Consider the following 13,975-nt stretch of genomic DNA (forward strand, 5'->3'; position numbering starts at 1 on the left):
GGTCCGGGTCCAAGATCCTGAAGATCAGGATCCGCAGCCTGCCGAAAGAATAGGGCACCCTCCCTTTCCCCCCAGGAGCGTAAATCACACTGCTGCGGTGGCGTCTCCCTGCCTCGTACGATGAAGGTATGACCCCTCCGGACGCGTGGCGTAGAGCCCTGCCGGAAGCCCTGCAACGCTGGCAGACGCAGGGCCTGCTGAGCATGGAACAGGTTCAGGCGATTCTGGCCGCCGAGGGACTGAGCCCTCACGGCGCGCGCCCTGCCCCTGCACCCTGGGCGGTGATCGTCTCGGCGACCGGCGCCCTGGTTCTGGGGCTGGGCGTGCTGGCACTGGTGGGCACGAACTGGCAGGACCTGCCTGGCTGGGGCAAGCTGCTGTGCGTGCTGCTGCCCATGCTGGGCGCCTATGCTGGAGGCTACCGCCTGCGGGACGACCCTCACCGGGAAGCCCATCATCTGCCTGCCCTGGGCGCCGCGCTGTATCTGCTGGGGGGCGTGCTGTTCGGCGCTCTGCTGGCCCTGCTGGCCCAGGCCGAGCAGGCCCCGGTCGATACGTCTGCCCTGCTGGCCCTCTGGGGTCTGGGCCTCCTGATGCTGGGGTACGCGGTCAGGCTGCCTGCCTCACTGCATCTGGCGCTGCCGCTGGGCGTGGTTATTCCGCTGCTGGGGGTGTTCGGGTCCAGCCCGCTGTCCAGGCTCAGCACTCTGGAAGCCGCCTGCATGACGATTGCCGGGGTGGGCGCAGCCATGCTTGTCACCGCGCAGCTGCACGGACCCCCGGGCAGTCACCACATCCTGTCGCATCCCTGGGCCTTCTGGGGGCCGCCCCTGATGCTGGGAGGTATCTATGCCCTGCATCACACCACGGCACAGAACTTCTCGCCGGCGCTGGGACTGTGTCTGCTGCTGGCCCTCGGCACGGTCTGGCTGGGGCAGACCTGGCGACGCGCCGCCTGGATCAACTGGGGTCTGCTGACCACCGGACTGGTTATCCTGACCGTCTACTTCGAGCTGCTGGGCAGCCTGGCCGTGACCGGACTGGCGCTGGTCGGGGCCGGGGTGCTTCTGCTGGGACTCGGCTGGTCGCTCGAACGCGCCCGGCGCCATCTGAATCCGGACATGGAGAAACGTCCATGAAGAGACTCACGGCGGCCCGCCGCCTAAGCCTTGCAGTCGCGGCGCAGCTCGCGCTGGCCTTTGGCCTGCTGGTGCCGGGAACAGTTGACCGTCTGAATGGCCAGGAAATTACGCTTGAAACGCGGCTGGCCGATCCGCGCGACGTGCTTCGTGGCCAGTACATGACCCTGGAATATCCCATCAGCCGCGTGGCTGCTGACCCGGATGTCAAGGCCCCGGGCGTGGCGTACGTACCCCTGGTTGAACGCGCCGGACTCTGGACGGGTGACCGGGCGACGTCCCGCCGGCCCACGTCGGGCATTTTTCTGCGCGGCCGGGTCCAGGCAGTCGTGGATGGTCAGGCTCTGCTGACCTATGGTCTGGAACGCTTCTACCTCAGTGAAACAGCGGCGCAGGAGCAGGTCCAGGCCAGCGGGGAGCTCCGGGCGCGGGTGCTGGTCGGGGCATCAGGCCGGTCGCGGCTGCTGGGCCTGTCCCGCGGCGGCGTGGCTATCCGCTAGCACCTGGGCGGCCAGATCCCACCACTTTCAGGTGGGCGTAAGGGTCAGCAGCGTCAGTTCAGGCTCGCACAGCATGCGCATGGGCACACCAGTCACACCCAGGCCACGACTGACATAGGCGGGGGTTCCGAAGGCCCCCTGCACCCAGCCCATCACGTAGCGCTGCCCATAACGGCTGGGCACCACCGGCGCACCCACCCAAGGCAGCCGGATCTGCCCGCCATGGGTGTGGCCGCACAGCACCAGCCCCACGGGTCCTGGCAGGTCAGGCAGCAGGTCGGGGTTATGGCTGAGCAGCAGCGTGGCCCGGCTGCCCCCGCCGTACAGGGCAGCCGGCAGGTCAGGGTCGCCGGTGGTCAGGTCATCCACACCACCCAGGTACAGATCATCGCGCACCACACGGCCCTCGTTACGCAGCATGGTGACGCCAGCCTGCGCAAAGAGCCCGTGCAGTTCATTTCGCCGGCTTACCCATCCCGGACCGGCGCCGGAGCGTCCGAAACTTCTGTAATCATGGTTGCCCCATACGCCGTATACCCCCAGCGGCGCCTGCAGCCCGGCCAGTTCCCGCAGCAGGGGTGTGGCCTCGCCTCCCGGCTCGATGTCCAGATAATCCCCACCCAGCAGCACCACATCCGGCCGCAGAGCATTGGCCGCCCGCACCCAGGCCCGGACACTGCGAACCCCGATCAGTGGTCCGTAGTGCAGATCTGTCAGGAAGGCCGCGCGCAGGGGCTTGCGCAGGCCCCGCACACCCTGCTGTTCCCGCACCACCCCGAACTGGTAAGCCTGGGTCACTCCTGCACCGCCCAACACGGCGCCACCGAGCCCCAGACCCAGCATTCCCTGCAGGAGCCTCCTGCGGGTTAACTGAGACAGTTGAGATGAAGAAGGCGGCGTCATGGGTGCAGGCTAAGCGGCCAGCGACCCGGCAGACGTCCACCGGAAGATGCATCCCTGCAGGCTGCGGCCCCTGCCGCTGCCCACCCTATGAAGCCCTTTATCCGGTCGGAAGATTGAACCACAGATGCTCTAGACTGCGGCGTATGATGTCCCAGACCGACCTGCACGCCGCAGCAGTCCTCGTGGTGGATGTGCTGGACGAAGACGCCGGCCTCGCCGATGTGGAGGACAGCCTGGGACGGACGTATCAGCTTCCTGCCGAGTGGCTGCCCGGAGTCGCCGACGGCGCTGCTTACCGGGTCACGGTGCACGCAGGCGGCGTGACCTTCACGCCTGACCCTGGCGGGGCCCGCGCCCTGCGTGAGCGCAGCAAGCAGACCCTGCTGGATTTTCAGGATCACACTGGGTCGGAAGATTCAGAACGGGATCCGGCATGAGCGGGGCCATGAGTGGCCGCACCGTCGTGGTGCTGCCAGACCTGCACGGCCGTGCGGACCTGCTGCGCGCGGCCGTGCACCGTTACCCCGAGGCCCACTTTCTGGGACTGGGTGACGCCATTGACCGCGGGCCGCGCAGCCTGGAAACCGTACAGCTGCTGATGGACCTGCATGCCGAGGGCCGCGCGACCCTGCTGATGGGCAACCACGAGCGCATGATGCAAGAAGGCCTGCGCTGGTACCGGCAGTATCAGAGCACCCGGGACATGACCGACTACCGCCGCGGCATGGAGGGCTTTCAGTGGTGGATGCGCGCTGGCGGCGAGACGGTTCGCCGCGAAGTCAGCCCCCTCACGCTGGAAGCTTTTCCCCCACTGCTGGAGGCTTACCTGGCCGTGCTGCGGCGGGTGGTGTATGTCACTGATGACGGCCAGATACACGATGATCTGCCAACGGCGCCCAGTGTTCTCGTGTCGCATGCATCCCCGCCAGTCCAGCACCCGCGGCATCCCAACCCGCTGTCTGCAGCGCTGTGGCTGCGGCCCTTCGAAGGCCCTTTTCCCCTGCCGGAAAGCGTGATCTACAGCGTGCACGGGCATACGCCCGTTCCCATCCCCACACGCCTGGGCCGGCATCTGTACGTGGATCTGGGCGCTTACGAGACCGGACGTCTGGCGGTCACAGAGCTCAATGTGCAGGCCCTGCCCAAGGTGACTGTTCTGTGCGGACCCGGGCGTCCGGAACTGGGAGGACGCTATTCCCGCTTCGGTGAGCCACTGGCCGCGCAGGCCGAACAGCTGCCCATCTCCTCTCCACGCTTCTGACTGCTGGGCGCAGGTTTCTGAACTTCTCTCCAGCAGGTAAGGCATGGCCCTATCCGGGTGGAGCAGAGCTGCTATTCACAGAGGTATGAACCTCAGCTATTCGGGACAGGAACAGGTTTCAGCGCCGCCGGCAACCGTGTGGGCTTTTGTACAGGACCCGGAGCAGGTTGCGCGCTGCCTGCCGGAAGTGCGGGAGGTCCGGGTCATTGACCCACACACGGCTGACGCCACCGTTCAGGTGGGCCTGGGCCTGCTGCGTGGTCAGTTCAGGTTCCGCCTGGAGTTGACGCCTGATCAGACGCAGGGCCTGGTCAGGGTACGCGTTCAGGGCGGCGGATTGGGCAGTACGGTAGAGCTGAATGCTCAGGCGGGCGTGGTGGATCAGGGGAACGGCACCACCCTGCTGGACTGGCAGGGCAGCGCTGTGTTGGGCGGGACCGTCACCCGGGTTGGCGGGCGTCAGCTGGACAGCCTGGCCCAGCGCCTGATTGTGCGGACTTTCCGGACGATGGCTTCGCGCATCAATGCATCTTCGGGAACGCTGGCCTGAGACAACCAGGGATTCATTCCTGATTGGCCAGACAGTGCCAACGGGTGCAGTGCGGGCCGTCAGGGAGTGCGGCAGAAGGCCGCGGCTCCAGAGCCTTCAAGTCTTCTGGGCGCGACCTCAGAACCCGGTGGGCTCAGCGGCGGTAGACGCTGGCAGGCTCAGGACCGCACGCGCAACGGGCGGCTCACAGGCGGTCACCACGCCATGCGGCGAGACTGCCAGCACGCGCTGTTCAGCCAGAGTCCACAGGGCCCGGTGCACCGCCATCTCATCCGCTGGGCGGCCTGACGGGGCCAGCAGGTCCAGCAGCGCCGTGTAACGCAGCTCCTGCGGGGCAGTGCCTCCTGCCCAGGACGTGTGGCTGGCAACCAGATCCAGTATGCGGCGCTGCTCGGGGGTGTTCGCCCTGGCCATCAGTTCACGGCGGGCCTGCTCGGCCCGTGCCTGGGCCTCGCGCTCCTGACGGCGGGCCTCCAGCAGCGCCGTGACCTGCCCGGAAGCTTCCGAGCCGCGCCGGGCATGGCTGTCCTGAATCAGCCGCTCCAGGTGCTCGTCGGCGCGTGCAGACGCGGCGCTGCGCCAGTCACGGGCCCGGTCGCGCAAGCCGCTGGTGACCTGTTGCACGCGTGCGTCGCGGCGCAGGGCTCCGGCCACTCCACGTACGGGGTCCTGCGAAGGGCTGTCCTGGCCACTCTGGTCACCTGCGGGCTCTGGGGTGCGCATGGCCTGCGCCACGCGGATCAGGGTTCTGAGCTTCATATGGCCTCCTTGTGCCGTTCTTATAGCGGGTCCGGCTGGCAGAGTTCTGTCGGCCAGGTGCCCAAGAGCGCCAGTCTCACAGGTCACGCCGGCTCAGGCGCCACATACCTCCTGCCACTGCCAGCACACTTAACAGCGCAGCCCACACGATCAGGCCAGTGCTGGCAGGTTCGGTTCCGAACAAGGGATTGGCACCGCGTGAAACGCGGCCGACTTCCAGCATCAGCGGGGATTGCAGGTGGTAACTGGCCCCCAGCCACAGGCTGTTGGTCGGCATGACCACATTGGCCACCCGGCCCAGTGTGGTCAGGGTCTGGTTGTCCGACAGGGTACCGATAAAGCTCAGGATGCCCCCCATAAAGCCCAGGCTGTACAGCACGAACACCCCGATGCCGTTGGCCAGGGTGGTAAACAGCGTGCTGCCCAGCACCGTCAGGGCCGTGAGCAGCATGACGGCCAGGATGATCAGGGCCACGGCCGGCAGCGGCGCGGGCGGCAGGTACCCGGTGATCACCCAGATGCCTCCCAGCAGAGCTGCGCTGAGCAGGGCCATGTAAGACATATTCACAGCGGCGAAACCCAGCCAGCGGCCCAGCACCAGCTGCGCGCGTGACACCGGACGTGCGATGACGCTCTGCATGACGCCGTTCTCGATGTCCGCGCTGACCGACCCGACCGTGGACAGCACCGACATCATCACGCCCAGAAAAAACACCAGGTACATGCCCAGCGCGGTGGCCCACATGACCGGCAGGTTCGCCGCGCCCGTGGTGCTGCGGCTTTCCAGGCCAGCGTTTACAGCGCGGGCGTCAAGCTCGGAATCCAGCTTGAAAATCCCGAACAGAAAAAATCCGACGAACAGGGCGCTGAGCACCAGCAACACCGACATCAGGCGTTTACGCACCGCTTCACGCAGCGACAGGTCGGCAATTAAAAGGGCGTTACGCATGGGAAACCTCCGGGGTCTCGTTCAGCTCCAGGAACAGGGTTTCCAGATCCGGGCGGCGCGGTGTCATGGCGTAGAGCTGCGCGCCACTCGCGTGAACCGCGTCCGCCACCGCCGGCAGCTGATCCTCCTGCGCCAGCCAGAGCTCCACCTCGGCGCGTCCAGGGATTTGCAGGTCGGTGTGACGGACCTCGCCCAGGCGGGCCAGGGTGTCCAGAAGTCCTGCCGGCAGGGTCCCCAGGCGTAGGGTCACCGGCACCACCCCGCCCAGCAGCTCACGCATGCTGCCCTGCATCAGGACCCGTCCAGCTTTCACGAAAGCCACCCGGTCACACACCTGCTCCACTTCCGAAAGCAGGTGTGAATTCAGGAAGACGCTGACACCCTGCGCCCGCAGGCCCTCGATGATCTCGCGGACCTCCACCCGCCCAATGGGGTCCAGGGCGCTGGTTGGCTCATCCAGAAACACCAGTTCAGGGTGCGCCAGCAGGGCGCCGGCCAACCCGCAGCGCTGCAACATGCCCTTGCTGTAGCCGCTGAGCGTCTCGCGGCCCCGTCCACCTAGCCCCACGGTTTCCAGCACCTGAGGAATCCGCACGCGCAATTCGGGGTCGGGCACTCCGGCCAGACGACCATGAAACCGCAGGAACTCCTCGGCAGTCATCCAGGTCTGGAAGCGGAACTGCTCGGGCAGAAAGCCAAGCCGGGCCCGCACCCGTGGGTCCGATGGACGCCCGCCCAGCACCTGCGCTACGCCGCTGCTGGGCAATACCAGACCCAGCAGCATTTTCACGGTGGTGCTTTTGCCGGCTCCGTTGGGTCCCAGAAAGCCGAACACCTCCCCGCGCGGCACGTGGAGGCTCAGGCCGTCCACCACTGCCCGGCCCCGGTACACCTTCCGGAGGTCACGCGTCTCGATGGCCGCGCCTGTATCTGAGGGCTGAGTGTTCACCCAGCCAGCATAGGGACCACGCCAGCCCTCCGTCGTGCCCGGAAAGTTGCAGGCGGCCCAGGAAACGAAAGTGCCCGGCTCCGTCAAGAAAGCCGGGCACCTGAGTCAGGCTCTTCAGGCGGGGTTGAGAATGTCCTCAATCCGGCTCTGAACGTCTTCGGTCAGCCGCACGCCAGCCGCCTTGACGGTGTCTTCGATCTGGCCGACCTTCGTCGCGCCGGTAATGACGCTGCTTACACCCTTCTGACGCAGCAGCCACGCCAGGGCAAGTTGCGCGCGGGTGATGCCCAGGTCGTCGGCAACCGGCTTCAGGTCACGGACCTTCTGGATGTTCTCTTCGGTCAGGAAGTTCTTGCCCCAGTTCTCGTTCTCCGTCAGGCGTGCGCCCTCAGGCAGACCGTTATCGTACTTGCCGGTCAGCAGGCCCATGGCCAGCGGGCTCCACACCACCAGGCCCACTCCGGCTCCTTCGGTGTAGGGCAGGATTTCCTTTTCCACCCGTTCGCGGCGCAGCATGGAGTACTCGGGCTGCTCGGTCACCGGGGCATGCAGGCCGTTGGCCCTGGCGAACTCGACCGCCTGGGCAATGCGCGCGGCCGGCCACATGCTGGTTCCCCAGTACAGGGCCTTTCCGTCACGGATGACCTGGTCGAAAGCCATCACGATTTCTTCCATCGGAACGGTCTCGTCATAACGGTGGGCAAAGTAGATGTCCAGGTAGTCCGTGCCCAGGCGCTGCAGGCTCTTGCCCACGCTTTCCAGGATGTGCTTGCGTGACAGGCCGCGGTCGTTCACATCGTCGCTCATGGGCCAGTACACCTTGCTGGACACCACCAGGGTGTGGCGCGGAAAGTCGCGCAGCACAGCGCCCATCAGCTCCTCGCTGCGGCCACGGGCGTATACGTCTGCCTGATCAAAGAAGTTCACGCCCTCGTCATAGGCCTTCTTGACAATGTCATGCACCATCGTCTCGTCGTGGACGCTGTGCCCAAAGGTGACCCAGCCACCCAGGGCCACTTCGCTGACTTTCAAACCGCTTCTGCCGAGGTTCCGGTATTCCATGCGGCCCAATCTACTCCAGCCTGCTTTAAATCCCAAAGCATCGGAGGTAGACCCAGGCGGATAAACCTGCAGCGTTCGCTATGCTAATGCTCATGTCTCTCTCACCTATTGGTCGGCTCGGAACTGCATGGCAGCGTATGGCGGACCGGGAAGCAGCACGACTGCGGGAGAGGTTTATCGCGGACCACAGCAACCGTCCCGGGCCAAGATCGGTGATTGCCGTGATGCTGGCCGGTCTGATTCTGCTGGGGTACCTCGCCATGGTGCTGGGCGGAATCTGGCTGCTGGCCGGTGCTCTGGGCCTGCTGGGGGACAAGGGTCCATCGCAGCGGTTTATGCCTGGATTGATCGGTGTGGCACTGCTGGCCTTTGCCTGGATTGCCCGCCCGGTATTTCCGCAGACCCCCGGGCAGGTCGTCACGGAGGCTGACGCACCGCAGCTTCATGCTCTGGTCACAGAGATAGCCACAACGATAGGCGCGGCGCGACCGGATCGCGTTACCGTGATCCATGACGTGAATGCCTTCATGGGCCAGAGCGGCTTTCCGCCCCGGCCAGCCCTGGGTCTGGGACTGGCGCTGTGGTACACCCTGACTCCACAGGAACGGGTGGCCATCATCGCCCATGAGCTGGCTCACCAGAAAAACCGTGATCCGGTGCGTGGACGTCTCATCGGCACCGCCCTGAACGTGCTGGGGCAGGTGATTCATCTGCTAACTCCGGACATGATGATGGAGGCCCGCGAACACCACGAGGGCGGCATGGCAGCGCTGTCCAATCTGGTTATGAGGGGGCTGGCCCTAGGGCCTCTGGGGCTGTATACCCTGCTCTTGCAACTGGTGGGCGCCGAACACCAGCGGGCCGAGTTCCGCGCAGACCTGCTGGCCGCACAGGTGGCCGGACACGACGCGGCCCTCAGTGCCCTGGATGCGGTGCACCTGCTAAACCACTCCTCCATGCTGGAAACCGCGCTGCAACGGCAAAAGCACCTTCCCCAGGCAGCACATACGTTTCTGGAACTGCAGCGGATGTGGCTGAGCCAACTGCCCGCCCAGCGCGCCCAGGCCCGCGAGGCCTACCTGCAGGAGCGCTCACAGCTCGATGCCACCCACCCACCGACCGCCGACCGGCTGGCAGTCATTCGCGCCTATCCGGCTGCGGCCAGGATCACCCTGAGCACGGCCCGCGCGGCGCAAATCGACGCTGAACTCACGCCCTTCGTGCGATTGGCCGAACAGGCTGCTCAGGACGAGTACGACGAGCGCTACCGATACTAAGCTGGATGTCTACTTCACCTGCGCCGCCCGGCGTTGCGCGTTCTAGTTCGGATGACGGCCGTCCGGGTCCGTGAAGCCATACCGCCGGGCCAGCGGTCCAGCATCCAGAACCTGCCCGGTATGCTGAACGACGTTTGGGTCGCCAGGACCTGCGCCGCGTAATGGAGCGTCTCTGTTTGCCCGGCCAGTTCTTCTCAGCCTCCCGCCGGACGTCGAGCCGTCATAACCAACTGCTCAGCACGTGACAGCGGTGGGCATCCACGATCAGCACGTGTGCCAGCATGCCCCCGTTAAGGAACACCTCGGCCGGCTCATACAATGCATCTACGCAGGCTTGCTGTCACTTCGCTTCCTCCTGCACCTCATGAGCCGGCTGCGTAAAGGCGAGGAACGCCGCATTCATCTGTCCTTCCAGCCCGTCCAGGCTGCGGCCGTGAGGCTCGGACGGCAAGGGGAGCCCGCGTCGCATGGGCACGGTTAAGATGCGCCGCCTTTGCCAGTTTCTCTCCCCGACGAGCCTTCCAAATTCGTCAGAAGCAGCCGCAGCAGGAGATCCACCCGGTCGGTCATGCTTCCTCAGCGTACGGCGCTCCACCAAGTCTCGTCTGACCGTTTGTGCTCTAGATCGTTCCGTCGTAGCGGTCGCGGTAGACCACATATGCCAGCCCCAGGGTAGAGAGAGTGCTGACCAGACTGCTCAGGCCATAACTGATCAGCGGCAGCGTGATGCCGGTCAGGGGCAGCAGCGACAGCGCCGCTCCGATGTTCTCCAGCACCTGAAACCCAATCTGCCCCAGTACACCAGCAAACAGGATCTGGTCCTGTAGTCGCGGTGACTCGGCAGCCATGCCCGCCAGGCCCCAGAACAGGAAGCCGTATAACACCAGCACAACTAACGCGCCTACCAGCCCCTGTTCCTCGGCCCAGGTGCTGAAGGCAAAGTCGGTGTGCGCCTCCGGCAGGAAGCCGTTGTGCGACTGCGAGCCCTGCTTGTATCCCTTGCCCTGCACCCCGCCGGACCCGATGGCAATGGTGCTCTGGATCACCTGATACCCGGCGCCCCGAGGATCCTGGTAAGGGTCCAGGAAAATGGTCAGACGCTTTTGCTGGTACGGCTCCAGGCGTGGATACAGCAGGGTCGGCACGGCGGCGCCCACCAGCAGCACGGCGGCCACCGCATGCCACCAGGGAATGCGCGCCGCAAGCAGCATGACCCCGAACATCACGCTCAGGACCATTGCTCCGCCGAAATCCTGCAGCACCACGACCGCCAGCGCAGGCAGAAAAATGGCCAGCGCCTTGACGTAGGTCATCGCTCCGCGGTAGCCGCCGCGCAACACCACCGGCAGCATCAGGATCATGGCGAACTTCAGGATTTCCAGCGGCTGGAACTGCACCGGCCCCAGCATGATCCAGTTGCGCTGGCCGTTGACTTCCTTGCCGATCACAAAAGTGCTGAGCTGCAGCAACAGGGCCAGGACAAACAGCCAGGGCGCGGCCTTGTACATCCGGTCCCGGCCCGCCCACCACAGGGCCGCGACCGGCACCGCCGCCAGCAGCACACCCATCATCTGCTTGGTGAAAATGCCGCTGGAAGCGCGGGGTGAAAGGGCCGCCGTGCTGACCGTCATCAGGCCCACCACCAGCAGCGCCGCCACCACCACAGGAAAACGCAGATCGTACTTCAAGACAGCTCACCGAACAGAAAAATCACCCCCACAGCCTAAAAGCTGCCGGGGTGAAACGCGTGAAGTTCAGGACGACTTGCGGACGGGCGGGGTGTCGTCAATGGGAATATTGGCCATCAGCACCACCATGTCCCCACGCTGTTCGATTTCCACGCTGCTGTTGCCGGTGGGAAAGTACCGCCTGACGACTTCCAGCAGGTCATTGCGCAGAGCGTCTACCTTGCCGGGCGGAATCTGGGCCCGGTCGTAGGCCAGTACCAGTTCCAGGCGGTCTTTCAGGGTCTCCTTGCTGCGCCCGCGCTTCATCCAGGAGAACATTTCAGGCACCCCCGAACAGGCGGCGCAGGGCCGAGAGGAACCCGCCCTCTTCCTCGAACTTGGGGTACGGAACGTCCTCCCCCTTCAGGCGCCGGGCCGTGGCCATAAAGGCCTCGCCGGCCTTGGTCTTGCCCAGCACTGCCGGCTCACCGACGTTGGTGCTCACGATAATGCCCTCATCCTCCGGAACGATACCGATGGGCTTGACGCCCAGGATGTCCAGGATGTCGCCTTCGCTGAGCATGTTGCCGCTGGCGACCATCTTGGGGCGCAGGCGGTTGATGACCAGCCGGATTTCACTGACCTGCTGCGCTTCGAGCAGCCCGATGATGCGGTCAGCGTCACGCACGCTGGAGACCTCCGGGTTGACGACCACCAGGGCTCCCTGCGCTGGCGCCGCAGCGGTCCTGAACCCCGACTCGATCCCGGCCGGAGAGTCAATCAGAATGCGGTCAAAGCCCTCGTCCTCGATGAGGCCGCGAATCACACCCTTGAAGACCTCGGGGTCCAGAGCGTCCTTATCCCGGGTCTGCGAGGCTGGCAGCAGGAACAGGTTCTCCACACGCTTATCGCGAATCAGCGCCTGGCTCATGCGGCACTTGCCCTCTAGCACGTCGATCAGGTCAAACACCACGCGGGATTCGAGACCCATCACCACGTCAAGGTTGCGCAGACCCACGTCCACGTCAATGACTGCTACTTTTTCCCCGAGTTTGGCGAGCGCGGCACCAATATTTGCAGTGGTGGTGGTCTTTCCCACGCCACCCTTGCCGGAAGTGACGACGATAACCTTGGCATCCATGTAGGGGGCAGTGTAGCGCGCGGGAGTGAGGGGAGGTGGGAGGGGATCTGGTCTTTGGTGAGAAACGGATTGTGCCTTAGTTTGTACTGATTGCCCCGCCCCCCTACCCCAGAGGGGCGGGGCAAACCGGGAAACAAGCACTCCTCATACCCCGCACCCCTAAAACGCAACTTCTCCCCTACCTTTCCCCCACTCTGCCCCTGTAGACTGCCTGGCTGTGAGCCTCGCGCCCCCGCACAAGCGGGCGCGGCGCGTGAGCAACGCTGGAGGGGTCCCGCAGCAGGGGGCCAGGGGAGCAAGCATGACGGAAATGATGGAGCGGCCGGCCGAATCTGGCACGGCAGGCGTGAAGAAAGTGGGGTTTATCAGCCTGGGATGCCCGAAGGCACTGGTGGACAGTGAGCGGATTCTGACCCAGCTGCGGTTTGAAGGCTATGAGGTGGCACCCAGCTACGAGGACGCTCACGCGGTAATCGTGAATACCTGCGGCTTTATTACGCCAGCAGTAGAGGAATCGCTGACAGCCATCGGGGAAGCGCTGGACGCCACCAGCAAGGTGATTGTCACCGGGTGCCTGGGCGAACGCCCCGAGAAGATCCTGGAGCGTCACCCCAAAGTCGCGGCCATTACTGGTTCCGAGGCGGTGGACGACGTGATGATGCACGTCCGCGAGCTGCTGCCTATCGAGACCGACGCGTTTACGGGCCTGTTGCCGGTCGCGGCCCCTGGAATGCGTGCCGACGCAGAGCAGCCCGTGTCCCTGACCGACCCCAACGCCCGCCACGGGGACGTGCTGGCTCCCAGCGTCAAGCTCACCCCGCGCCACTACGCCTACGTGAAGATTGCCGAGGGCTGCAACCACACCTGCGCGTTCTGCATCATTCCGAAGCTGCGCGGCCGTCAGGTCTCGCGGGACGCAGGCTCGGTGCTGTACGAGTCTTTCCGCCTGATCGCGGGCGGCACCAAGGAGCTCATGATCATCTCCCAGGACACCAGCGCCTACGGAGTGGACATCCGCTATCGCGAGTCCGAGTTCCAGGGTGAGCAGATCCGCGCGCACCTGACCGACCTGGCCGTCAAGCTGGGAGAGATGGGCGCCTGGGTGCGCATGCATTACGTCTACCCGTACCCGCACGTGGAAAAGCTTGTGGAGCTGATGGGCCAGGGCAAGATCCTGCCCTACCTGGACGTCCCGCTGCAGCACGCCTCACCCCGCATCCTGAAACTGATGCGCCGCCCCGGTGCGGGCAGGCAGCTTGACACCATCCGGCGCTGGCGCGAGCTGTGTCCGGAGCTGGTGATCCGCTCGACCTTTATCGTGGGCTTTCCCGGCGAGACGGAAGAGGAATTCCAGGAGCTGCTGACCTTCCTGGAAGAAGCCCGGCTTGACCGCGTGGGTGCCTTTGCCTACTCGGACGTGGAGGAAGCTGACGCCAGAGCCCTGCCAGGCCACGTTCCCGAGGAGATCAAGCAGGAACGTCTGGCGCGCTTCATGGAAGTTGCCCAGCGTATCAGCACCGAGAAGCTGGCCGAAAAGATTGGGCGTGTGATGGACGTGATTATTGACGAGTTCAACGACGACGAGGGCGATCTGCCCGGCACGCGTCTGATCGGCCGGACCAAGGGCGACGCCCCCGGCATTGACGGTCAGGTCTACCTGTACGCCGGCGACTTTGCCGGGCAGGTCAAGATCGGCGACATCGTCCGCGCCCGCATTGAGGACAGTGACGAGTACGACCTGTTCGGTGAGGTTCTGGAGCGGCCGGAATGGAAGCCCAACGTGCCGCAGCTGGGTCACTTCGGCAAGCACTAAGGGTA

Annotated in this window: 15 protein-coding genes; 7 read left to right on the plus strand and 8 right to left on the minus strand. The window is 65.1% G+C overall.

The annotated features are described in order from the left end of the window. Nucleotides 1-128: 128 nt before the first annotated feature. Both DEIDE_RS12075 and DEIDE_RS18065 read left to right on the plus strand, forming a co-directional pair. The gene (locus tag DEIDE_RS12075) at nucleotides 129-1,139 is read left to right on the plus strand and encodes a DUF2157 domain-containing protein (protein ID WP_012694242.1); all 1,011 of its coding nucleotides are present in this window, start codon (nucleotides 129-131) and stop codon (nucleotides 1,137-1,139) included. Next, nucleotides 1,136-1,639 carry a GDYXXLXY domain-containing protein gene (locus DEIDE_RS18065; protein ID WP_012694243.1) on the plus strand — a complete coding sequence of 168 codons (504 nt, stop codon included), beginning with the start codon at nucleotides 1,136-1,138 and terminating at the stop codon, nucleotides 1,637-1,639. The genes DEIDE_RS12075 and DEIDE_RS18065 overlap by 4 nt, the downstream gene beginning before the upstream one ends. Before the next feature lie 27 nt (nucleotides 1,640-1,666). Here DEIDE_RS18065 and DEIDE_RS12085 read toward each other — a convergent pair whose 3' ends face one another. Then, nucleotides 1,667-2,542: a metallophosphoesterase gene (locus tag DEIDE_RS12085; RefSeq protein ID WP_012694244.1), complete on the minus strand. Its 876-nt coding sequence runs from the start codon at nucleotides 2,540-2,542 to the stop codon at nucleotides 1,667-1,669. Between the two features lie 143 nt (nucleotides 2,543-2,685). On the opposite strand from DEIDE_RS12085, the gene DEIDE_RS12090 reads away from it, so the two are divergent. From DEIDE_RS12090 to DEIDE_RS12100, 3 genes are all read left to right on the plus strand, one after another. Beyond that, the gene (locus tag DEIDE_RS12090; RefSeq protein WP_012694245.1) at nucleotides 2,686-2,979 is read left to right on the plus strand and encodes a hypothetical protein; all 294 of its coding nucleotides are present in this window, start codon (nucleotides 2,686-2,688) and stop codon (nucleotides 2,977-2,979) included. Nucleotides 2,980-2,987: 8 nt separating this feature from the next. After that, nucleotides 2,988-3,803, plus strand: coding sequence for a metallophosphoesterase (locus DEIDE_RS12095; protein WP_162485464.1), 816 nt, complete (start codon nucleotides 2,988-2,990; stop codon nucleotides 3,801-3,803). A gap of 85 nt (nucleotides 3,804-3,888) precedes the next feature. Next, nucleotides 3,889-4,353 carry an SRPBCC family protein gene (locus DEIDE_RS12100; protein ID WP_012694247.1) on the plus strand — a complete coding sequence of 155 codons (465 nt, stop codon included), beginning with the start codon at nucleotides 3,889-3,891 and terminating at the stop codon, nucleotides 4,351-4,353. Nucleotides 4,354-4,470: 117 nt separating this feature from the next. On the opposite strand, the gene DEIDE_RS12105 is transcribed toward DEIDE_RS12100, so the two are convergent. The 4 genes from DEIDE_RS12105 to DEIDE_RS12120 all read right to left on the minus strand — a co-directional run bounded on the left by DEIDE_RS12105 (nucleotide 4,471) and on the right by DEIDE_RS12120 (nucleotide 8,072). Next, nucleotides 4,471-5,112, minus strand: coding sequence for a hypothetical protein (locus DEIDE_RS12105; RefSeq protein WP_012694248.1), 642 nt, complete (start codon nucleotides 5,110-5,112; stop codon nucleotides 4,471-4,473). Nucleotides 5,113-5,188: 76 nt separating this feature from the next. Continuing rightward, complete coding sequence (locus tag DEIDE_RS12110) at nucleotides 5,189-6,061, minus strand: ABC transporter permease subunit (RefSeq protein ID WP_012694249.1); 873 nt, start codon at nucleotides 6,059-6,061, stop codon at nucleotides 5,189-5,191. Next, a complete protein-coding gene (locus tag DEIDE_RS12115) occupies nucleotides 6,054-7,010 on the minus strand; it encodes an ABC transporter ATP-binding protein (protein ID WP_012694250.1) in 957 nt (318 codons plus the stop codon). Before DEIDE_RS12115 ends, DEIDE_RS12110 begins: the two co-directional genes overlap by 8 nt. A 114-nt stretch (nucleotides 7,011-7,124) precedes the next feature. Continuing rightward, nucleotides 7,125-8,072, minus strand: a complete 948-nt coding sequence (locus tag DEIDE_RS12120) for an aldo/keto reductase family protein (RefSeq protein WP_012694251.1) — start codon at nucleotides 8,070-8,072, stop codon at nucleotides 7,125-7,127. Nucleotides 8,073-8,164: 92 nt separating this feature from the next. Here DEIDE_RS12120 and DEIDE_RS12125 point away from each other — a divergent pair, with 92 nt between their 5' ends. Then, complete coding sequence (locus DEIDE_RS12125) at nucleotides 8,165-9,349, plus strand: M48 family metallopeptidase (RefSeq protein WP_242402916.1); 1,185 nt, start codon at nucleotides 8,165-8,167, stop codon at nucleotides 9,347-9,349. 620 nt (nucleotides 9,350-9,969) lie between these two features. Here DEIDE_RS12125 and DEIDE_RS12135 read toward each other — a convergent pair. The 3 genes from DEIDE_RS12135 to minD all read right to left on the minus strand — a co-directional run bounded on the left by DEIDE_RS12135 (nucleotide 9,970) and on the right by minD (nucleotide 12,157). Further along, entirely contained in the window at nucleotides 9,970-11,037 is a 1,068-nt protein-coding gene (locus DEIDE_RS12135) for an FtsW/RodA/SpoVE family cell cycle protein (protein ID WP_012694253.1), read from the minus strand. Nucleotides 11,038-11,103: 66 nt separating this feature from the next. Next, nucleotides 11,104-11,355: a cell division topological specificity factor MinE gene (minE, locus tag DEIDE_RS12140; RefSeq protein ID WP_012694254.1), complete on the minus strand. Its 252-nt coding sequence runs from the start codon at nucleotides 11,353-11,355 to the stop codon at nucleotides 11,104-11,106. 1 nt (nucleotide 11,356) lies between these two features. Next, nucleotides 11,357-12,157 (minus strand): septum site-determining protein MinD, encoded by an 801-nt coding sequence (gene minD / locus DEIDE_RS12145; protein WP_012694255.1) that lies wholly within the window; start codon nucleotides 12,155-12,157, stop codon nucleotides 11,357-11,359. Nucleotides 12,158-12,458: 301 nt separating this feature from the next. Here minD and rimO point away from each other — a divergent pair, with 301 nt between their 5' ends. Further along, the gene (gene rimO / locus DEIDE_RS12150; protein ID WP_012694256.1) at nucleotides 12,459-13,970 is read left to right on the plus strand and encodes a 30S ribosomal protein S12 methylthiotransferase RimO; all 1,512 of its coding nucleotides are present in this window, start codon (nucleotides 12,459-12,461) and stop codon (nucleotides 13,968-13,970) included. Nucleotides 13,971-13,975: the final 5 nt, after the last annotated feature.

It is taken from the genome of Deinococcus deserti VCD115, from assembly GCF_000020685.1.
GTDB classification, from domain to species: Bacteria; Deinococcota; Deinococci; order Deinococcales; family Deinococcaceae; genus Deinococcus; species Deinococcus deserti.